Origin of the sequence: Streptomyces sp. NBC_00273 (genome assembly GCF_036178145.1) — a bacterium.
Classification (GTDB): Bacteria; Actinomycetota; Actinomycetes; order Streptomycetales; family Streptomycetaceae; genus Streptomyces.
In genome coordinates this window covers 6785093-6804130 of the sequence record NZ_CP108067.1, presented here as the reverse complement: position 1 = coordinate 6804130, position 19038 = coordinate 6785093, and the positions used below count along the sequence as shown (strand labels likewise).

The window sequence follows — 19038 nt, the reverse complement described above, 5'->3', positions numbered from 1 at the left end:
AGCCGGAGGTGACACCGGCCAGGTGGGACAGACAGGACATTGAGGGGGCTTCTGACCAAGCTCCTATCAGGTCATGTTCCACCTGGCCGGAGCCATGAAGAACGGGCCCGGCAGCCGGACGGTACAGCGGGAAGACAGCCCAGCAGGGCGTCAGTCAGTGGCAGAGCCACGACCACCGGAACCCGCTACGAGTATCAATGTCAGTGGCGCGTGCGACGGTGTGGCCATGTTGGCGATCAGGATCCAGACGGAGCGCGGCGAGTCCTACGAACGCCCCGCGCTCGGCGTGTTGTCCGCACTCGTGGAGCGCATCGGCGCGGACGGGGACCACTTCGTCATCGTCGAGCGGATCGTGGAGGACCCGGACGTCTACATACAGGTCTGGCACGACGCGGGCGGCGACTACCAGTTGGAGCACCGGGACGGGTCCGCGGAGCGGCACTTCCAGGCGTACCTGCCCGCGGCGGCCGAGGTCGTGGAGGTCATGGCGCGCTGGGCCCGCCAGGAGGAGGCCTGGGACGTCGGGCCGGAGTGGCAGCGGTTGCGGCTCACGTGAGGAGTTGCCTTTTGTCCGCAATTGACAGGGGAGAGAGCTCGGCATATGAGATTTCCATCCACGGGATGAGACGGGGCCTGCCCCGGAGACATGACATCTGCTTGAATGGGGCCATGGCCAGCCATTCGCACACCTCGTCAGGTCGCAGCGACCTCGAGCCTTTCTGGCCGTCCCGTCAGGATCACGATTACGACCGGGAGTGTTGCCGCGCGAAGAACGCGCCGGCCCTCTAAAGCCTCCGGGACCACCCACCTGACCTTCCCCGAGGCCTTCGGTCTGCGCGGTATCGACATCGACGACGTACGCACGTCTCCTGCCGACCACTCCGCGTGAAAGAGCTGACCACTCATGGCGAACACCCGCTCCCTCTCCTCCGCCGCCACCGCTGCGACCTCTCCCCTGTCCTATCCGCCCAGTCCGCGCCACCGGCTCCGTTCCGTAGACCGAGACGAAGTGGCCCGGGTCGTGGACCTCCTGCCGCCGGGGGCCACCTGGCTGCCCGCACCCCAGCACACCCTGCCGACGCTGCCGGGCCAGCCGCCGATGATCGGTTACCTGGTGCTCGTACCGGCCGACCAGCAGCCTCCGATCGCCTTCGCCCCGCAGGCCGTGGCCGCCGCCGTCCCATCGGCCGCCCCCGCGCCCGCCGCTCCCGCTCCGGCCGGACCGGGTGACGGCCGGGTCCGGATCGACTCGGCGCAGCGCACCGCCGAGGTCGACGGCCGGGTGCTCGACCTGACGTACCTGGAGTTCGAGCTGCTGGCCCACCTGGTGCAGCACCCGCACCGGGTGCACAGCCGGGACCAGCTGGTCACTACGGTCTGGGGCTACGGGCACGTCGGCGACGGCCGGACCGTGGACGTCCACATCGCCCGTCTGCGCCGCAAGCTGGGCGCCTCCCACCGTGCCGCGATCCAGACGGTGCGCCGGGTCGGCTACAAGTACGCCCCCTGAGCTGCCGGTTGACCTGACGACGGTGGGCCCGTGCTCCCCCTGGGGAGTGCGGGCCCACCTCGTTCGTGACGGCCGTGCGGCCGGGCGGCCTTGCGGCTACGCGGCCTTGGCCTTGCGCCCCGCGACGAAGCCCAGCAGGACGTCGACCGCGAGGAAGGCGACCAGGCTGATCCCGAGCAGCGGCACGAACCAGCCGGTCACGGCGGTCACCGCGGCCAGCGGCAGCAGCACCGTCACCGGGAGCTTGCGCCAGGCGCCGCGCGGCTGCGCGCGGCCGACGGACAGCTTGCGGTCCTTCGTCGGCCGGCGCAGCCACCACATGCGGTAGCCCCAGAAGACGAGGAACATCACGGCGACGGCGAGCGCGGCCAGCGCGATCTGGTTGACGAGCCCGAAGGTCGTGCCCATGTGCAGGTCGATGCCGAAGCGGGTCATCTTGGCGAGCAGCGGGTAGTCCGCGAAGCGCAGTTCGTCCATGACGCGGGCGTCCGCGGGGTCGACGGCGACCGAGTCCAGGTGCACCGGCACCAGCTTGTCCTGCTCCTTGATGACGTATCCCTTGCCCTTGGCGGGCAGGGTCACGCGGAGCGCCTCGGTGACGCCCGCGGCCCGGGCGGCGTCCACGGCCTTGTCGAGGCCGACGTCGGCGGTGGGCGCGGGCGGCGGGGCCATCTGCGTGCCGTCGGGCATGGTGTGCCCGGCGTGCTCGTCGGAGCCGGCGTCCGCCCCGGCGTTGAGCTGCGCGGAGACGGCGGGGGTGGCCCCGCCGAGGCTGTCCTGGAGCTGCCCGATGTTCTCGCCGGCGTACTTCGACCAGGTCAGGCCGGTTGCGGAGAGGACGACGAGGCCGGCGACGGCCCACAGGCCGACGACTCCGTGCCAGGACAGGGTGCGGCGTCGGCCGGTGGCCCCCCGGTCCGGGAGGACCAGCTGCGACCTGCGCTTGCGGCGGCGGCCGATCCACAGGGCGAGTCCGCCGAGCGCGACCACCCACATCCAGCTCGCGGCGAGCTCGCTGTAGTTCCGGCCGAACTCGCCGAGCTGGAGGCTGGAGTGGAACTCGCTCAGCCAGGCCCGCAGCGGCAGCGCGTCGCCGGCGGTGGCGAGCTGACCGCGCACCTCGGCCGTATACGGGTCGACGAAGACGGTGAGGGTCTCGCCCTCGGGGAGGCCCGGGCTCTCCATGATCACTCGGGTGGTCGCCTCGGTGTCGGGGGCGGGCCACACGGACACGACCTCGCCCTCGGGGGCGGCGCCCTTGGCCGCGTCGACCTGGGCGCTGAGCGGCAGGACGCTCTCGCCGACGCGGGCGACGGTCAGCTCGTCGGAGTAGATGATCTTCTCGGCCTGCCAGGAGGCGGCGTAGAGCAGCCCGGTGGCGGCGGCGAGGAAGATCACCGGGGCGATGAGCAGCCCCGCGTAGAAGTGCATGCGCAGGAGCAGCGGCCGTACGGCGGCCCAGCCGCCGCGGTTCTTGGCCGTTCCGGCCGGTTCGACGTCCGGGGTGCGGACGTCTTGAGCCTCGTCAAGAGACATGGGGATCCTCAGTGTTGGCGAAGACATGGGGACAGGAGCCCCAGGCGTCGCCGCTGCGCCGGATCAGGCGTGGGCAGGCCGGCCGGGGGCCGTGGAACGCGGGAGCGGAGCGCGTCCGGGCGGCCCGCGGCGCACCACGGCATGGGCGTGCACGGCTCCGCGCAGGCGGCGCGGCCGTTCGTACCGGGCGGGGAAGACGGGCGGGGCCGGTACGGCGGCCACCCGTGCCCGGACGAGGGCGAGCGCGCGGGCGAGCGGTCGGGCCGCGTGCAGCGCGGCGGTGGCCAGGACGCGGGCCAGCCGGAAGACGGCGGCCTCGCCGCGCGCGAGCCAGGCGGCGCAGAGCACTCCGGCGAGCACGTGGGCGGCGATCATCGCGGCGCCGCCGTGACCGGCCGTGCCGGCCGTGCCGGTGGCGTCCGCCATCCATGCGGCACCCGCCATGTGGGCCATGTCGGCCATGCCGGGGCCTTCGGTGGCCATGGCGCCCGCGTCCGCGGCCGACACGGGGTGGTGGCCGTGCATCGTCGCGGGAGCGGCGAACTGCTTCGCGGCCGTGCTCCCCGAGAAGACCAGGTGCAGTGCGCCCTGCACGGAGAGCACCGCGGCGGTGATGCCCACGGGGCCCCGCCGGCGCCCGGCGGCGAGCCATGCGAATCCGCAGGTCACCCCGAAAGCACCCAGAAGGCCGAAGAGCGGAATGTCCGTTCCGGACATGGACGAATGCCCCATCGCGCCCAGGGCGACGCACATCGCCGCGAATATTGCGGCTCGCGTGGCGCGCATCGGCGCGAATGATTCGAACATGGCCGGGACATGTTCGCACGGGGCGCCTTGGTTCCCGCCAGAGGCTTATCCGATCATGAGTAGATGAATCCAATTCCGTGGGGAGCGGTGTACGCCGGAGGGGTGCAGTTCGGGGCCTACGCCCTGGAACGCACGGGGCCGGCCGAGCGCGAGCGGCTCCTCCGGGGCTGCTCCACGAATGTCGACAATCTCGCCGCCGGACGCTGGGAGACGCTGCTGAGCAGCGCTTTCGTCGTCGAGGAGCCGATGCCCCTGCCCTACGCGCTGCTGCTCGTCGCGGTCCTCGGGTACGCCGAGTACGCGTACGGAGCGTGGTGGGCGGCCTCGGTCTTCCTGTTCGGGCACGCCGCGGCGACCCTCCTCGTCTACGGCGCCCTGCGCGGGAGCGCCGATCAGGGGACGCGGCGCGCGGTGGACGTGGGAACGAGCTACGGGTTCAACACCGTGCTCGGCTCGTTGACCTCGGCCCTGCCGCGCGGGGCCGTCCGTACGGTCGCGCGGGTGGGACTGCTGGCGCTCGCGGCGGCCCCCCTGGTCCGGCGCGGGCGGACCTTCACGGACGCCGGGCACCTGGCGGCGCTCGGGGTGGGCATCGGGATCTCACTGACCCTCGATTACCTTTCCGGGGCAAAACATCAGAAAATTATATGAACCACACCTCGCAGGAGCTGCCACAATGACCGCCACCCCGTCCACCACCGTCGCCAACCTCCGCGACCTCGGCGGCACCCCGCTCCCCGGCGGCCGCACCGTCCGCCCCGGCCTGGTCCTGCGCTCCGGCCAGCTCGACCGGCTCGACCTCGACGCCGACCCGGTGGTGGCCGGGCTGGGCCTGCGTACCGTCATCGACTTCCGCACCGACGCCGAGCGCGCCGACCACCCCGACCGGATACCCGCCGGGGCCCGGATCCTGGTCGGTGACGTCCTCGCCGACAAGCTGAACTCCGCCAGGTTGCCCGCCGCGGTGCAGCTCAAGGACCTGCTGTCCGACCCGGCCGTGGCCGAGGAGCACCTGGGCGGCGGGCGGGCACAGGCGCTGTTCGCCGACACCTACCGGTCCTTCGTGAACTCCGGATCCGCGCAGGCCGCGTACCGGATGCTGCTCACCGAGGTCGCCGACGCCGACTCGGGCCCGCTGCTGTTCCACTGCACGGCGGGCAAGGACCGGACCGGCTGGGGCGCGACGGTCATCCTGGCGCTGTTGGGTGCGGACGACGAGACCCTGATGGCCGAATACCTGTCCGTCAATCCGGCGGTCAAGCAGGCCTTCGCCCCGCTGATCGAGGGCTTCACGGCGGCCGGCGGCGACCCGGACATCGCGCTCGCGCTGATCGGCGTCTTCCCCTCCTACCTGCGGGCGGCCCTGGACGAGGTCGAGACGCGGTACGGCTCCATGGAGAAGTACGTGCGCGAGGGGCTCGGTGTCGCCGACGAGACGGTCGAGGCACTGCGCGCCCGTCTGGTGGCCTGACCCCGGACCCTGACCCCTAGGCCCGAGCCCCGAGTCCTGCTCCGGGGGCACGGGCCGGGGGCCGGGACCGGTGACCATCCGACGATTCGCTCGTTCTGCTGAACGTGACTGCGCCGGATACCGCCACCCGCCCCCCTTCTCCCGTGCCGCCGGACGTCGAGCAGGCCGAGGCCGCCATCGTCGAGCACTACCCCCGGCTGGTGCGGCTCGCCTATCTGGTGCTGCCGCCCGCCCTCGGCCGCAACCGGCGGGTGCTCACCGCCCACTCGCTGGTCCAGCGGGCGCTGCCGCGCGGCCGGCGGGACTCGGGGGCGGCCGCGGCCGCCGTACGGGGCGGGGTTCCGGGGCAGCGGGTCGGGGCGGAGGACTCCGGGTACGCGTACGTCCGGCTGCGCGTGCTGCGCGCCGCCCTGGAGGCGGGGATCCCGCTGACCTTCCGGGCGCTGCCGCGGCGCGCGCAACTCCCGCCGGTGCTCCCCCAGGTGTGGGGGCTGCGGTTGTTCCCCCGCTCGGGCGGGGCCGAGGAGCTCGCCCTCGACCAGTGGCTGGCCACGCTCGACGGGCCGGGGCGGGCCGCCTGCGTGCTGCGGGCCCTGGAGCGGCTGTCCGAGCCCGAGGTGCTGCGGGTGCTCGACGAGGCCGGGGTCCCTGATCCGGCCGCCGCGGCCCGGGAGTCCGGGGATCCGGCGAACGACGCCCTGTTCGCCTCGCCCGAGTTCGACCCGTGCGTGCTCCAGGCCCGGCCCACCGACCTGCTGCGGCGGCGCCGTCTCGGGCGGGCCGCGCTGGCCGCCGGGGCCGCCCTCGCCGTGTGCGGGGCGCTGCTCGCGCTGCCCGGCGGGGGCTGGGGCTCGGACGGGGCCGCCGCCCCGCCGTACGCGCGCAACGCCGCGGCCGAGCAGGCCCTGGATCCCGCGAAGCTGGTCCGGGCCGCGCCCGCCCTCTGGCACACCTCGTCCCGTACGGACTTCTCCACCTGGCCCGCCCGCGGCGACCGGATCGGGGACACGGAGCTGCTGCGCCGGGCGCTGGCCGTGTGGGCCCGGCCCGGGGCCTCGGTGGTCACCTCGGCCACGGCGGGCACGCCCTCCGGGCCGCCGATGGGGCCGGCGCAGCTGCTGTTCGCGGGCGCCGTGGACCAGGCCGTCGTGGTCCTGCTGTACGACGGCCTGCGCGTGGTCCGGTACGCCGAACCGCGGACCGGGACGGCGGGCGCCGCCCTCGACTTCGCCCGGACCGACGGCGCCTCGGCGGAGACCGCCACCGCGCTGGTGCTCAGCCGGGTCGACGGCAACGTCCGCTATCTCACCGCGCCCTGGGTCACCGGTACGGCCCTGCGGGACCTGCTCAAGCCCGCCGCCCCCGTGGTGGTGCTGAAGCCGACCCCGGACGGGGTGACCCCGCCGGTGGCGGGCCCGGCCCCGGCGGGCAACTGCACGAGCTGGAACGCGCTGGCCCTGACGGGCGACGGCGCCACCCGGCTGATCACCGACCTCGGTGAACTGACCCCGGCCCGGCTGACGTCGGGTGCGCCGGGTGCCGAGCGCGACGTGACGGAGGCCGCGGAGCTCGGGGACTGGTCGAGGATCGCCTGTCTGCTGCCGGCGGTCCGCTCGCACGGGGTCCGCACGGTCAACGCGTGGACGTACGCGAAGCAGCCGCTACCGGAGGGCGACGGGACGGCGGCCTGGCTCTGCACGCGGGCCGAGACCTGGCAGGGGGCGGCCGATCGGGTGCAGGCGCAGTTCCTGGCGCCGGGCGCCCCGATGGCGGCGCAGGCGGCCCGCTCGGAGGGGTCGGCGGCCTGCGGGCCGCGGGAGCCGCGAGTGCTGGCGGGCGTGCTGTGGAAGTCGCGGGCCGGTCAGTGGTACGTGCTGGCGGCGGGCAGTGCGCAGTTCGCCTCGCTGTCGGTGTCGGGCGGCGGGGTGAGCGGGTCGGCGAGCGGCAACCGGCTGGCGGTGAAAGCGCAGGCGGGCGCGCAGGTGGACCTGTCGGGCAAGTTGACGGACGGGACGAAGGCGGGGGTGCTCCGGTAGGCGTTCGCGGTGGGTGAACCTTCAACCGTCATGAACGGTGGGGTAGTTGGCGGGATCCGGACATGACGGTCGCCGTCAACACATGGCATGATCGGGTTCCGGTTACCAAGCGGTAACCCCCAACACCCCTCCCCCACCTGAAGGTCACCCCACGTGCGCACGCTCGCCCGACGCCTCCTCATACCCGGCTTGACCGCCCTCGCCCTGACCGCCACCGGCTGCGGCTCGACCCCTCACACCGGCGCCGCCGACCCGGCCGCCCCCGCCGCCGTCACCCCCTCGTCGTCCGACGGCACGTCGCAGCAGCTCGACGTGGCCGCGGCTCCGCAGGGAACGCCCACACCGGCGGCCGTGGCCCGGGCCGACGGGAAGGGCAAGACCGAGCAGTCCACGCTTAAGGTCGCCTCCTACGACAAGGCCAGCGGTCGGGCCGTCATCGCCAAGTCCGCCCCGGAGCCGAGCCGTTCGCCCTCGCCCGGCAAGTCGTCCGGGACCGGCAAGTCCCCTGAGACCGGCAAGTCCCCCGAGGCCGGCAAGCCCGTCGCGGTGGGCGACGTCATCGCCAGCGCACCCGCCCCCGGCGCCCCGGCCGGACTGCTCGCCAAGGTCACCGAGGTCGTCGGCAAAACCGACAAGGGCACCGAGGTCAAGACCGCCTCCACCACGCTGGCCGCCGTCCTGGGCGACGACAAGGCCGACGGCAAGGTCCCCGTCGACCCGGCGGCGGTCACCGTCGAACCCCTGACGAAGGGCGTCACCTTCTCCTGGGCCAAGGGCCCGGGCCTGACCTTCGGCCCCGAGGGCGCGAAGCTGCCGCTCGGCAACCTGCGGCTCGACGTCAACGCCTCCATCGACACCGCGAAGGACGCCCCCGCCTCGGCCGGCGCCTCGGTGTCCGGGTTCGTCCAGCTTGCCCCGCAGGTCGAGTTCGCGTACGACGGCAGCACCGGCGGCGCCCCCGGTCCGCGCGGCGCCTTCCTCGGCATGAGCGGTGACTGGTCCTCGCAGTGGAAGCTCCAGGGCCGCGCCGCAGCGAGCACCGGAGCGCCCAAGCGGATCCCGTTCGCCAAGCTGCACAGCTCGCCCGTCATCCAGGTCGGCCCGGTTCCGGTCGTCGTCAACCTCGACCTGACCTGCTACATCCAGGTGGAGGCCGACGGCCGCGTGACCCTCGACGTCCAGCAGGACGTCAAGGGCGACTTCAAGGTCGGCGGCAGCTACGCCGCGGGCAAGGGCTGGACCCCGGTGAGCGCCTCGAACGTGAAGAGCACGCCGGTCAAGGCGAGCGTCACCGCCGCCGGAAAGGTCAAGGGCGCGCTCGGCGCCGAGGCCTCCGTCGGCCTCTACGGCGCCGTCGGCGTCACCGCGGACTTCGCCCCGTACCTGCGCGGCGAGGGAGACATCAAGGCGACCGCGTCCAGCGACGGCAAGACCTCCCTCGACGGCGCCTGGGCGCTGTACGGCGGCTTCGACCTGAGCGGGAACCTCCAGCTCCAGCTGTCGCTGTTCGGCACGCCCGTCTTCGAGCGGCGGATCCCGCTGGGCACCCTGAACCGCGAGTGGGCGCTCACGACCGGCCACGTCGGGCGGTAGCCCGCGCGGCCGCAGGCACTTCCACCCATCGACATGCCACTGCCCGGGCGCGGACGCGTCCGGGCAGTGGCATGTCGTAGAAGTCCGCCCAGGGGGCTTCTCCTCCCCGCTACCCGTCAGTACATTGACGCTATGTCTAATACGCCGCTCGCGCCCGCCCCCGTGGCGTCGGAACACGTGGACCTGAGGCCCCGGAACGTGTCCTTCGGCTGGGAGGACACCCCGCTCCACTGGTTGCCCGGCGACCCCTTCTCCGGGCACATGATCAACGTGCTGCACCTGCTGCTCCCCGCCGGGGAGCGCTGGTTCGTGCACGTCTACAAGCAGGTGCTCCCGTACATCGAGGACGAGCAACTACGGGCGGACGTCGTCGGCTTCATCGGCCAGGAGGCCATGCACGCCACCGCGCACGACGACGTGCTCCCCCACCTCAAGCGGCTCGGGCTGGACCCGACCCCCTACACCGCGCAGGTGGACTGGCTGTTCGAGAAGCTCCTCGGCGACCGGACCCTGCCGCCGGGGCGGGCCCGCCACTGGTGGCTGATGGAACGGGTCGCGATGATCGCGGCGATCGAGCACTACACGGCGTTCCTGGGCGACTGGGTGCTGAACGCCGACGCGCTCGACCGGCGGGGCGCCGACCCCACCATGCTGGACCTGTTGCGCTGGCACGGGGCGGAGGAGGTCGAGCACCGCTCGGTGGCCTTCGACCTCTTCATGCACGTCGACGGCAGCTACCGCCGCCGCGCCCGGACCTGGGCGACCGCCTTCTCGGCCCTGGTGTTCCTGTGGCAGCGCGGGGTGCGCTTCTTCATGGAGAACGACCCGCACCTGGTGGACGGCAAGGCCTCCTTCGGGAAGTTCTTCGTGGCCGGGCAGCAGGGGGTGCTCCCGTCGACGGGAGCGATGCTGAAGTCCGTCCCGAAGTACCTCTCCCGCACCTACCACCCCTCGCAGGAGGGCTCTACGGCCCAGGCGGTGGCCTATCTCGCCGCCTCCCCCGGTGCGAACGGCGGGGTACGGGCATGAGGCGCGCCCTCGCGGTCACGGCCGCCCTGGGCGCGGCCTGGGTGACCCGGCGGGCCCTGAGGCGCCGCATCGGCGACTCCCCGCTCTGGCCGCTGCCGGCCCTGGAGACACCGGTCTCGGGCCACTCCCCGCGCCGCGCGCTGCGGGCGCTGATCGTCTCCCGTGCACAGCCCGCCCAGGGCGTGCTGCGGCTGACCCTGGAGTCGCCGGAGCTCCCGGCGTGGACCCCGGGCGCGCACGTGGACGTCACCCTGCCCTCGGGCCTGGTCCGTCAGTACTCGCTGTGCGGCGACCCGGCGGACGGCGGCCTGTACACGATCGCGATCCGGCTGGTCGAGGACGGCCGGGGCGGCTCGCGCGAGGCGCACGCCCAGCTGGTCGAGGGCGCCGAGCTGGAGCTGCGCCCGCCGCGCAACCGCTTCGAGCTGGTCCCGGCGGCCTCGTACGTCTTCGTCGCGGGCGGCATCGGCATCACGCCGATCCTGCCGATGCTGCGGGCCGCCACGGCGGCGGGCGCCGACTGGACCCTCCTGTACGGGGGCCGCACCCTCGACTCGATGCCCTTCCTGGACGACCTCGCGCCCTACGGCGACCGGGTGTCGGTCTTCCCCGAGGACGAGACGGGCCTGCCCGACCTGGCTCCGGTGGCCGCGGCGGGGCCGGGCACGCTGGTCTACTGCTGCGGTCCGGAGCCGCTGATGGCCGCCGTCACGGCGGCGGCCGCGGATCCGGCGGCGGTGCACCTGGAGCGGTTCGCCCCGGCGGGCGAGCCCGGTCCGGGGCGGGCCTTCACGGTCGAACTGCGCCGCTCGGGGCGGGTCGTCGAGGTGGCCGCGGACGAGAGCGCGCTGGCCGCGGTGCGCCGGGAGCTGCCGGACACCCCGTACTCCTGCGAGCAGGGTTTCTGCGGGACCTGCCAACACCGGGTGCTGGCGGGCGGGGTGGACCACCGCGACGAGCTCCTCACGGACCAGGAGCGCGGGGACTCGATGCTGCTGTGCGTCTCCCGCGCGCAGGGGGACCGACTGGTCCTGGACCTGTGAACCCTCCCCAGTAGGGTGTTCCGCATGACAACCGGGGTGCGACGCAGGATGGGTGTCGAGGAGCGGCGGCAGCAGCTGATCGGGGTGGCCCTGGAGCTGTTCAGCCACCGCTCGCCCGACGATGTGTCGATCGACGAGATCGCGGCGGCCGCCGGGATATCCCGGCCGCTCGTCTACCACTACTTTCCGGGCAAGCTGAGCCTGTACGAGGCCGCGCTGCGACGGGCGGCCGACGAGCTGGCGCTGCGGTTCGTGGAGCCCCGGGAGGGGCCGCTCGGGGCGCGCCTGCTGCGGGTGATGGGGCGGTTCTTCGATTTCGTCGACGACCACGGGCCGGGTTTCTCGGCGCTGATGCGCGGCGGTCCGGCCGTCGGCAGCAGCCGGACGAACGCGATGATCGACGAGGTCCGGCAGGCGGCGTACGAGCAGATCCTCACGCACCTGGGCGTCGGGCTGGAGCGCACGCCCGCGCGCCTGGAGCTCGTGGTGCGGTCCTGGGTGTCGCTCGCCGAGTCCACCGCGCTGATCTGGCTGGACGGGCGCCGGATCCCGCGGGGCGAACTGGAACTGCAGCTGGTGCACGACTTCGCCGCGCTGGCCGCCGTGAGCGCCGCGTACGACGCGGAGATGGCGGGGATCCTCGTGGGGATCCTGGCCGGCGAGCCCGCCGACGGGCCCTTCGGGGAGCTGGTCGGGCGGCTCGGTGCGCTGGTGCCGGGCGGGGCGTCGGAGACCGTACCGGGCGGGGCGTCGGCCTAACAACCACTAACGAAATGAGTAGCGGGGGACGCTAGGCTCCCGTGGCATGAGTCAGAGTGGTTCGCAAGCGGCAGCGTTCTTCCGAGAGGCCCGCCAGAGCGGAGTGGTCTGGTTTGTCCGGGATGACGAGGGAAGCCCGGCTCCCCTCTCCGCGGACGGCACGCGGAATCTTCCCTACTGGTCGACCATGGCCCGCGCCCAGAGGGCGGCGAAGATCTGGGGGCACGGGCTACGTGTTGAGTCCATGCCCCTCGACGCCTGGCGGGATAGCGATCTGCCCGATGCCGCCCAAGAGGGATACATGATCGGGATCAACTGGAGCGGACCGCGCCTCGTCGGCTGGAGCTTCACCCCGGTGGAAGTCCTCAACCGGCTCGCAGCGGGGTGATTAGCCCGCGGCGCCGCTCAATACAGAGCGCAGCCGCCGCCAACAGATCAGCGCGCATCCGAGGGTGAGGAAGGCTTCGTGGATGTCGTCGCGTATCTCCCAGCGGATCCGTAGGCGGCGGAACCAGTGCAGGTGAGCGAACGCGCGCTCCACGACCCAACGTTGGGTACCCAGGCCGGAGCCGTGCTCGATGCCACGGCGAGCGATCAGCGGCTTGACACCCAGGCCCCAGACCAGACGGCGGTACTTGTCGTGGTCGTAGCCGCGGTCGCCCAGCACCACGTCAGGCCGGCGTCGAGGTCGGCCACGCTGGCCGCGCACGGGCGGCACGGCCTGGAGGAGCGGGATCAGCTGGGTGACGTCGTTGCGGTTGCCGCCGGTCAGGGTGGCTGCAAGCGGGATGCCGGTGGCGTCGGTGATCAGGTGGTGCTTGCTGCCCATCCTGCCCCGGTCCACTGGGCTTCGTCCGGTCTTGGGTCCCCCTTTAACGCACGGATGTGGGACCCATCGACCGCCGCACGGGAGAAGTCCAGAGCGTTCGCGCCGCGGAGTCTGGCGAGGAGTACCTCGTGCAGCCGGGACCACACGCCAGCCTCGGTCCACTCCGCCAGGCGTCGCCAGCAGGTCATGCCCGAGCCGAAGCCCAGTTCCTGCGGCAGGTGTTCCCAGGCGATCCCGGTATGCAGCACGAACAGAATGCCCTGGAACACCAGCCGGTCCGGATGCCGCTTGCGTCCCGCATGCCGGGTCCGACGCTCGACCTTGGGCAACAGCGGCTCAACCACCACCCACAATGCGTCATCGACTTCCCACGGCTTTGGTCGAGCCACCCCGCACCCCCAGATCACCGGTCCGGAACAATCCAACCACCTCAAAGATCATTTTGTTAGGAGTTCTAAGTGCCGGGCGGGGTGCGGAAGTCGCGCTGAATCCGCACCGAATCCGGGGTGTGGCGGCCGCCCATGATCATCGATAATGCCCGCGTGATCATTGACGACGAGATCCTGTTCCGGCCGGCCGAGGAGAAGGACGCCGGCACGCTGGTGCAGCTGTACGACCAGGCTGCCCGGTGGATGCGCAAGCACGGGATCGATCAGTGGAAGCCCGGCGACAAGGACGCCGCGCACTTCCGGTCGAAGATGCGCGAGGGCGAGGTGTGGCTCGCCGCCGATGCCGACGGGCGCGTGTGCGGGGCCTACGAGTTGTGGTGGTCCGACGAGGAGGCCTGGGGGGTCCAGCCGCCCGTGGCCGGCTACGTGCACCGGCTGATGGTGGCGCGCGAGGTGGCCCCCGCGGGGGCCGGGCGGCGCCTGCTCGAACACGCCGAGCGGCGGACCGCCCGGACCGGTCGGGAACGGGCGCGGCTGGACTGCGTCTCCACCAACCCCCGGCTGCTCGCGTACTACCGGGGTGCGGGCTACCGGGTGGTCGGGGAGCTCCCCAACAAGGAGGGGAAGGACGGCAAGACCTACGGGGTGATCCTGCTGGAGAAGCGGCTGGACCGGCTCAGCGCCGTGTGAAGACCGAGACGGTGCGGGCGGGGACGGTGAACTCTCCTGTCTTCGCGTCGTACGCGGACTGCTTGACGGTGGCGTCGGAGCCCGCGGCCTGGACCGGGTGCAGCCGGTAGCCGGTGCCGGCGAGGGCGGGGACGCGCTGGGCCTGGGTGGTGGGGGCCGCGTTGAAGACGACCACCAGGTCGCCCAGGGTCATGGTGATGACGCCCGGGGTCTCGTCCTTGCCCGAGAGGGGGAAGGCCAGCCGGGACTGGACCGCCTCGGTCGTGGTGAGGGCGAAGTCGGGCTCGGTGGTGCGGATCCGCAGCAGGTCGCGGTAGGCCGCCGAGGTGGCGCCGATGTCGGTGCAGGTGGGCGCCGCTGCCGTGAGCAGCGGCTTCGCGTAGGGCCACTTCGAGGCGTTGTCGGCGGCCGGGGGCAGCCCGCGGCCGAAGCCGTTGCCGTCCCGGCAGTCCCAGTGGATGGCGTTGAACCAGTCGCCGCTGTCGTAGGAGTTGCGGTCCAGGGACTTGGAGCGGAGCAGGTCCGTACCCGCCTGGGAGAGGGCCGGGCCCTGCGAGAGGGTGGCCGTGGCCATGGCCAGGACCTGCATGCGGGCCTTGTCCGCGTTGCTCGTGGCCGGCGGGAGCTTGTAGGTCAGGGCGTCGGCCAGCGATTCGTTGTCGTGGGCGTCGGCGTAGGCCAGGGCGTCGCCGGGGGCGGCCGCGTAGCCGGCCGGGGCGCCGTTGTAGTCCAGCTCGGAGCCCTTGCTGCGGCGGCCGGTGGTGTCGGTGAAGGCGTACGAGGCGAGGTTGCCGGAGAGCCCGACCTTGATCAGGTCCTGGGCGTGCAGGAGGCGTGCCTTCTGCTGCTCGGCGGTGCCGTTCGCGGGCGAGGCGTTGGGGGCGGTGAACAGGCCGGACGCGAAGCCCTGGACCCGCGGGTCCTCGTCGAAGGGGCCGCCGCCGCGGACGGCGTCACGGGCCCGGTCGGAGAAGGTGGCGATGCCGGTTCCGGCCATGTTCTTCTGCGTGGCCTGCACGAAGCGGGCGTCGTCGGCGATCTCGCCGAAGTTCCAGCCCTCCCCGTAGAGGACGATCCGCTTTCCGTCGACCCCGTCCTTGGCGACCGTCAGGGCGTCGAGGGCCGAGCGGACGGCCAGGATGTTGGCCTTCGGGTGGTGGCCCATCAGGTCGAAGCGGAAGCCGTCGACCTTGTACTCCTTGGCCCAGGTGACGATCGAGTCGACGACCAGGCGCCCCATCATGGCGTTCTCGGGGGCGGTGTTGGCGCAGCAGGTGGAGGTGGCGACGCTGCCGTCGGGCAGCAGGCGCTGGTAGTAGCCGGGGACGATGCGGTCGAGGACCGACTTGTCCGACTGGCCCGCGGCGACGGTGTGGTTGTAGACGACGTCCATCACCGTGCGCAGTCCGGACCCGTTGAGGGACTGGACCATCTTGCGGAACTCGACGGTGCGGGCCGTGCCGTTCGGGTCGCTGGCGTAGCTGCCCTCGGGGACGGTGTAGTGCAGCGGGTCGTAGCCCCAGTTGTACGCGTCCTTCGCGGCCGCGGCGGCCACGCACGCCTGCTGTTCCTGCGAGTCGGGGGCGTACACCGTGAGCTCGCATGCGGGCTCGGTGCGGTCGGCGGCCTTCTCCGGGATGGTGCCGATGTCGAAGGCCGGCAGGAGGTGGACGTAGGAGGTGCCGGCGGCGGCCAGGTCGCGCAGGTGCCGCATGCCCGCCGAGGCGGTGTCGGTGAAGGCCAGGTACTGGCCGGGGTGGGTGGTGGTGCGGTCCGCGACGGAGAAGTCACGGACGTGCAGCTCCTGGATCTGAGCGGACGCGAAGGGGACGGGCGCGGGCTTGCGCAGGGTCTTCCAGCCGGGCGGGGCGAGCTTCGGGTCGGCCAGGTCCACGACCAGGCTGCGGACGGAGTCCGCGGTGAGGGCGGTGGAGTAGGGGTCGGTGACGAGGTTGCGGACCACCTGGCGGGTGCTCGGGGCCCAGACGCTCACGTCGTAGCGGTAGGGCTTGCCGGTCCAGGAGCGTTCGCCGCGCACCGACCAGACGCCGGTGGCGTCGTCGCGGCGCATGGCGACCGTGCGGCCGTCGAGTTCGAGGGAGACCTGCTGGGCGGTGGGGGCCCAGACGGAGAGGGTGGGGCGGCCGTCCTTGAAGACGGGGCCGAGGGAGGCGGTCGTCGCGTACAGGTCGTCGAGGACGCCTGCGAGCTGGACGCCGGTGGCGGCGAGGACCGCGCCGTTCGCGGCGCGGGCGCTCGCGACGAGCTGTCCGCGCAGGGCCTCGCGGACCCGGGCGCGGTCGCGCGGGTCGACGGTGTAGGCGCCGTACGCGGCCAGGTGCGGGAACTTCTGCTTCTGGGCGGCGGTGAGCTCGGTCTTGCCCAGCCGCAGCCACTGGGCGCGGCCGGTCAGGGTGCCGTTCTCGGCCTTGACGGCGCCTTCGCGGGAGGCGAGGAGCTGCACGGAGGCGGCCGTGGCGGGGGCGTTCCAGGCGAGGGTGTCGCGGTCAATCCAGACGGCCTGGGACTTGGTGAGGTCCAGGGCGGCTGCGGAACCGGCGGGCTGCGGGAGGAGGTACTGCTCCTGACCGCCCAGCATCCACACCTCGTGGCCGGTGGCCTTCAGGTCCAGGGACCGGTCGGTGGGCAGGTCCTTCTCGTCGCCCTTGTGGAGGATGTAGCTGAGGCTGGTGGCGCCGGGCGCGAGCGGGACCTCGTAGACCGCGCCGTAGGAGTCGGTGCGGGTGGGCAACAGCGGCTTGGACCAGTCGGTGGGGTTCGCGGCTCCGGTCCAGACGTGCAGGCCCCAGCCGTCGTAGGCGCGGTCGGGGCGCTGGTAGTGCAGGACGGCCTTGGACTGGTCCTGCGGCGGGTAGGCGGGGCGGTCGGTGCGGGCGGGTTCCTTGCCCTGCTCCAGCCAGATCTCGCCGGTCTTCGTCACGTCGATGGTGCGGTCGGCGGCGACGTCCTTGTTGCCGTCCTTGTCGATGACGAGGTAGCCGACGGAGGAGGCGCCGGGCTTGAGCTTGACGTGGGCGAAGGCGCCGTAGGCGTCGCGGCCGGTGAAGTCGTGGCCGGCCGGCCAGGGGGTGGCTTCGCCGTCGGCGAGGTCGCCCCAGGCGTAGAGCCGCCAGTTGGTGTAGTCGCCGTCGGGGCGGTTGTAGTGGACGACGGCGTAGTCCCGCTGGGTGGCGGTGGGGATCTCGGTGGGCGGGGCCTGGCCGGTGGCGGAGGCGGCGAGGGCGCTCGCGGTGCGGCCGGCGGAGTCGACGACGACGGCCTTGTAGCGCAGGGCGGTGCCGGCCGGGGTCTTGGCGTCGAGGTGCTGGGTGACCTTGTAGGGGGCGTGGTCGGCGGTGCCGAGGACCTGCCACTTCTCGTTGCCGGTCTGGGCGGCGAAGACGACGCGGTTCAGGCCGCCGCCGCTGACGTCGGCGGAGAGCTCGACGGTGCCGGTGGCGCCGGCGGCCGGGGCCTTCAGGGTCAGGGTGGGCTTGACGGTGGGCTTGGCGGCGGGGGTCACGGCCTGGAGGACCACGGAGCCGAGGGCGGGGACGGGCACGGTGAGCTTGCCGGCCGCCGAGGCGCGGATCAGCGCGGTGCCGCCGTAGAGGGTGCGGTACTGGGTGCCGGCGGGGGCGTCGATCTCGACGGTGCGGGATGCGGCGCCGTTGTTGGCGGCGACCAGGTACTCGGTGCGGGTCTTGGTGTCGGTGCGGGCGAAGGCGTAGACGGAACCGTCGGAGAAACGTTCACTCTGAACGCCGTCGCGCAGGGCCGGGTGCGCCTTCGTCAGCTTGGAGAGAGCACTGATCTGCTGGTAGAGCGGGTGTCCCGGATCGTAGGCATCGCTCGCGTGCGTGCGCGCCGTTCCGAGCTGGTCGTCGTCCAGGTAGTCGGCGACCTGCGTGGCGAACAGCGGCTGCCGGGCGTCCTTGTCGCCGCCCGCGCCCGTGAAGCCCTGCTCGTCACCGGAGTAGATCACCGGATTGCCCCGGGCGAAGAACATCAGCTCGTTGGCCAGCCGGTAGCGCTCCAGCAGCTCCTGCTCACCGGCCCCCGGCCGGTCCTGCTTGAGGAAGGTGGCGAAGCGGCCCATGTCGTGGTTGCCGAGGAAGGTCACCTGCTCGTAGGCGTTGGCCTTGCCTGAGGTGTACCGGTAGTCGTCGCCGAGGACGGAGGCCAGCCGGCCGGCCGCCGCGCCCTGGGAGGCGTACGCGCGGATCGCGTCCTGGAGCGGGAAGTCGAGGGTGGCGTCGAGCTTGCCGCGGGTCACGTACGGGGAGGTGACGGCCGTGTCGGCGGAGTAGACCTCGCCGAACATGAAGAAGTCGTCACGGCCGCGCTTGGCCGCGTAGGCGTCGAGGGCGGTCGCCCACTGCGTCCAGAACTCGGTGTTGACGTGCTTGACCGTGTCGATCCGGAAGCCGTCGATCCGGAAGTCCCGCACCCACTTCTCGTAGATCTTCTCCATCCCGCTGACGACCTCGGGACGCTCGGTCCACAGGTCGTCGAGACCGAAGAAGTCGCCCTGGTCGGAGGACTCGCCCGCGAAGGTGGAGTCCCCGCGGTTGTGGTACATCGTCGGGTCGTTGAGCCAGCCCGGCACCTTGAGGTTCTTCTTCGCGTCCGGCACGAAGGGCGTCCTCGGGAAGGACCCGCCGTCCACCTTCGGGAACTTCGTCTTCCCGTCCGCATAGTCCTTGTCCTCGAACGGCACCCCGTCCTTGGTCAAGTACGGGAACGCCCCCTTCGACAGGTACGAGTACGACGCCTCCCGGTAGTCGACGACGTCGGCGGTGTGGTTGGTGATGACGTCGAAGAAGACCTTCATCCCCTTCCCGTGCGCCTTGTCGATCAGCCGCTCCAGGTCGGCGTTGGTCCCGAAGTGCGGGTCGACCTGCGTGAAGTCGGTGATCCAGTAGCCGTGGTAGCCGGCGGAGACGTCGGCCCCCTTGCCCTGCACCGGCTGGTTCTTGAAGATCGGCGCCAGCCAGATGGCCGTGGTGCCGAGCCCCTTGATGTAGTCGAGCCGGTCGGTGAGCCCCTTGAGGTCACCGCCCTGGTAGAAGCCCTTGTCCGTGGGGTCCAGGCCGGTCTCCAGACGCGAGCCGGTCAGGCCGCCCCGGTCGTTGCCGGGGTCGCCGTTCGCGAACCGGTCCGGGAGCACGAAGTAGAACTGCTCCCGGGTCAAGTCGTGCCGGGCCGGTTCGGCGGCCAGTTTCGCGTCCGGGGGCGGGGCGGGCGGCCCGCTGGTCGCGGCCGCGGCGGGGAGGGCGGGCAGGAACGTCACGGCCAGGGCGGCGGCGAGCACTCCTGCGGCAGGGCGTATCAAGGCAGGTCTCC

General features: G+C 72.5%; 15 protein-coding genes. 11 read left to right on the top strand and 4 right to left on the bottom strand.

All coding sequences use genetic code 11. The features are described 5' to 3' along the window. Positions 1-226 precede the first annotated feature (226 nt). Positions 227-556: a hypothetical protein gene (locus tag OG386_RS30260; protein WP_328790734.1), complete on the top strand. Its 330-nt coding sequence runs from the start codon at positions 227-229 to the stop codon at positions 554-556. A gap of 348 nt (positions 557-904) precedes the next feature. Next, positions 905-1510 (top strand): winged helix-turn-helix domain-containing protein, encoded by a 606-nt coding sequence (locus OG386_RS30255; RefSeq protein WP_328790733.1) that lies wholly within the window; start codon positions 905-907, stop codon positions 1508-1510. Positions 1511-1606: 96 nt separating this feature from the next. On the opposite strand, the gene OG386_RS30250 is transcribed toward OG386_RS30255, so the two are convergent. Further along, on the bottom strand, positions 1607-3046 hold the full coding sequence (locus tag OG386_RS30250; protein WP_405786993.1) for a PepSY-associated TM helix domain-containing protein: 1440 nt from the start codon (positions 3044-3046) through the stop codon (positions 1607-1609). A gap of 63 nt (positions 3047-3109) precedes the next feature. Continuing rightward, complete coding sequence (locus tag OG386_RS30245) at positions 3110-3832, bottom strand: hypothetical protein (protein ID WP_328790732.1); 723 nt, start codon at positions 3830-3832, stop codon at positions 3110-3112. Positions 3833-3916: 84 nt separating this feature from the next. Between OG386_RS30245 and OG386_RS30240 the strand changes: the two genes are divergently transcribed. The 8 genes from OG386_RS30240 (at position 3917) to OG386_RS30205 (ending at position 12172) form a co-directional block, all read left to right on the top strand. Further along, positions 3917-4504 (top strand): rhomboid-like protein, encoded by a 588-nt coding sequence (locus OG386_RS30240; RefSeq protein ID WP_328790731.1) that lies wholly within the window; start codon positions 3917-3919, stop codon positions 4502-4504. A 25-nt stretch (positions 4505-4529) separates the two neighbouring features. After that, positions 4530-5324: a tyrosine-protein phosphatase gene (locus OG386_RS30235; RefSeq protein ID WP_328790730.1), complete on the top strand. Its 795-nt coding sequence runs from the start codon at positions 4530-4532 to the stop codon at positions 5322-5324. Between the two features lie 95 nt (positions 5325-5419). Beyond that, complete coding sequence (locus OG386_RS30230) at positions 5420-7360, top strand: hypothetical protein (protein WP_405790697.1); 1941 nt, start codon at positions 5420-5422, stop codon at positions 7358-7360. A 153-nt stretch (positions 7361-7513) separates the two neighbouring features. Beyond that, complete coding sequence (locus OG386_RS30225) at positions 7514-8953, top strand: hypothetical protein (RefSeq protein ID WP_328790728.1); 1440 nt, start codon at positions 7514-7516, stop codon at positions 8951-8953. 132 nt (positions 8954-9085) lie between these two features. Next, positions 9086-9982, top strand: coding sequence for a metal-dependent hydrolase (locus OG386_RS30220; protein WP_328790727.1), 897 nt, complete (start codon positions 9086-9088; stop codon positions 9980-9982). Next, positions 9979-11025, top strand: a complete 1047-nt coding sequence (locus OG386_RS30215; protein WP_328790726.1) for a PDR/VanB family oxidoreductase — start codon at positions 9979-9981, stop codon at positions 11023-11025. Before OG386_RS30220 ends, OG386_RS30215 begins: the two co-directional genes overlap by 4 nt. A gap of 24 nt (positions 11026-11049) precedes the next feature. Next, positions 11050-11784 carry a TetR/AcrR family transcriptional regulator gene (locus OG386_RS30210; RefSeq protein WP_328790725.1) on the top strand — a complete coding sequence of 245 codons (735 nt, stop codon included), beginning with the start codon at positions 11050-11052 and terminating at the stop codon, positions 11782-11784. 46 nt (positions 11785-11830) lie between these two features. Beyond that, positions 11831-12172, top strand: coding sequence for a DUF2750 domain-containing protein (locus OG386_RS30205; RefSeq protein WP_328786341.1), 342 nt, complete (start codon positions 11831-11833; stop codon positions 12170-12172). Here OG386_RS30205 and OG386_RS30200 read toward each other — a convergent pair. Continuing rightward, positions 12173-13002, bottom strand: a protein-coding gene (locus OG386_RS30200; protein ID WP_328793125.1) for an IS5 family transposase whose coding sequence is annotated in 2 segments (ribosomal slippage) — positions 12173-12657 and positions 12657-13002 — 831 coding nt in all. Because the reading frame shifts where the segments join, the coding sequence is not laid out codon by codon here. Between the two features lie 153 nt (positions 13003-13155). Between OG386_RS30200 and OG386_RS30195 the strand changes: the two genes are divergently transcribed. Further along, positions 13156-13692 carry a GNAT family N-acetyltransferase gene (locus tag OG386_RS30195; RefSeq protein WP_328790724.1) on the top strand — a complete coding sequence of 179 codons (537 nt, stop codon included), beginning with the start codon at positions 13156-13158 and terminating at the stop codon, positions 13690-13692. Here OG386_RS30195 and pulA read toward each other — a convergent pair. Beyond that, a complete protein-coding gene (gene pulA, locus OG386_RS30190) occupies positions 13679-19027 on the bottom strand; it encodes a pullulanase-type alpha-1,6-glucosidase (RefSeq protein WP_443053223.1) in 5349 nt (1782 codons plus the stop codon). The two genes, OG386_RS30195 and pulA, sit on opposite strands and share 14 nt — an antisense overlap. Positions 19028-19038: the final 11 nt, after the last annotated feature.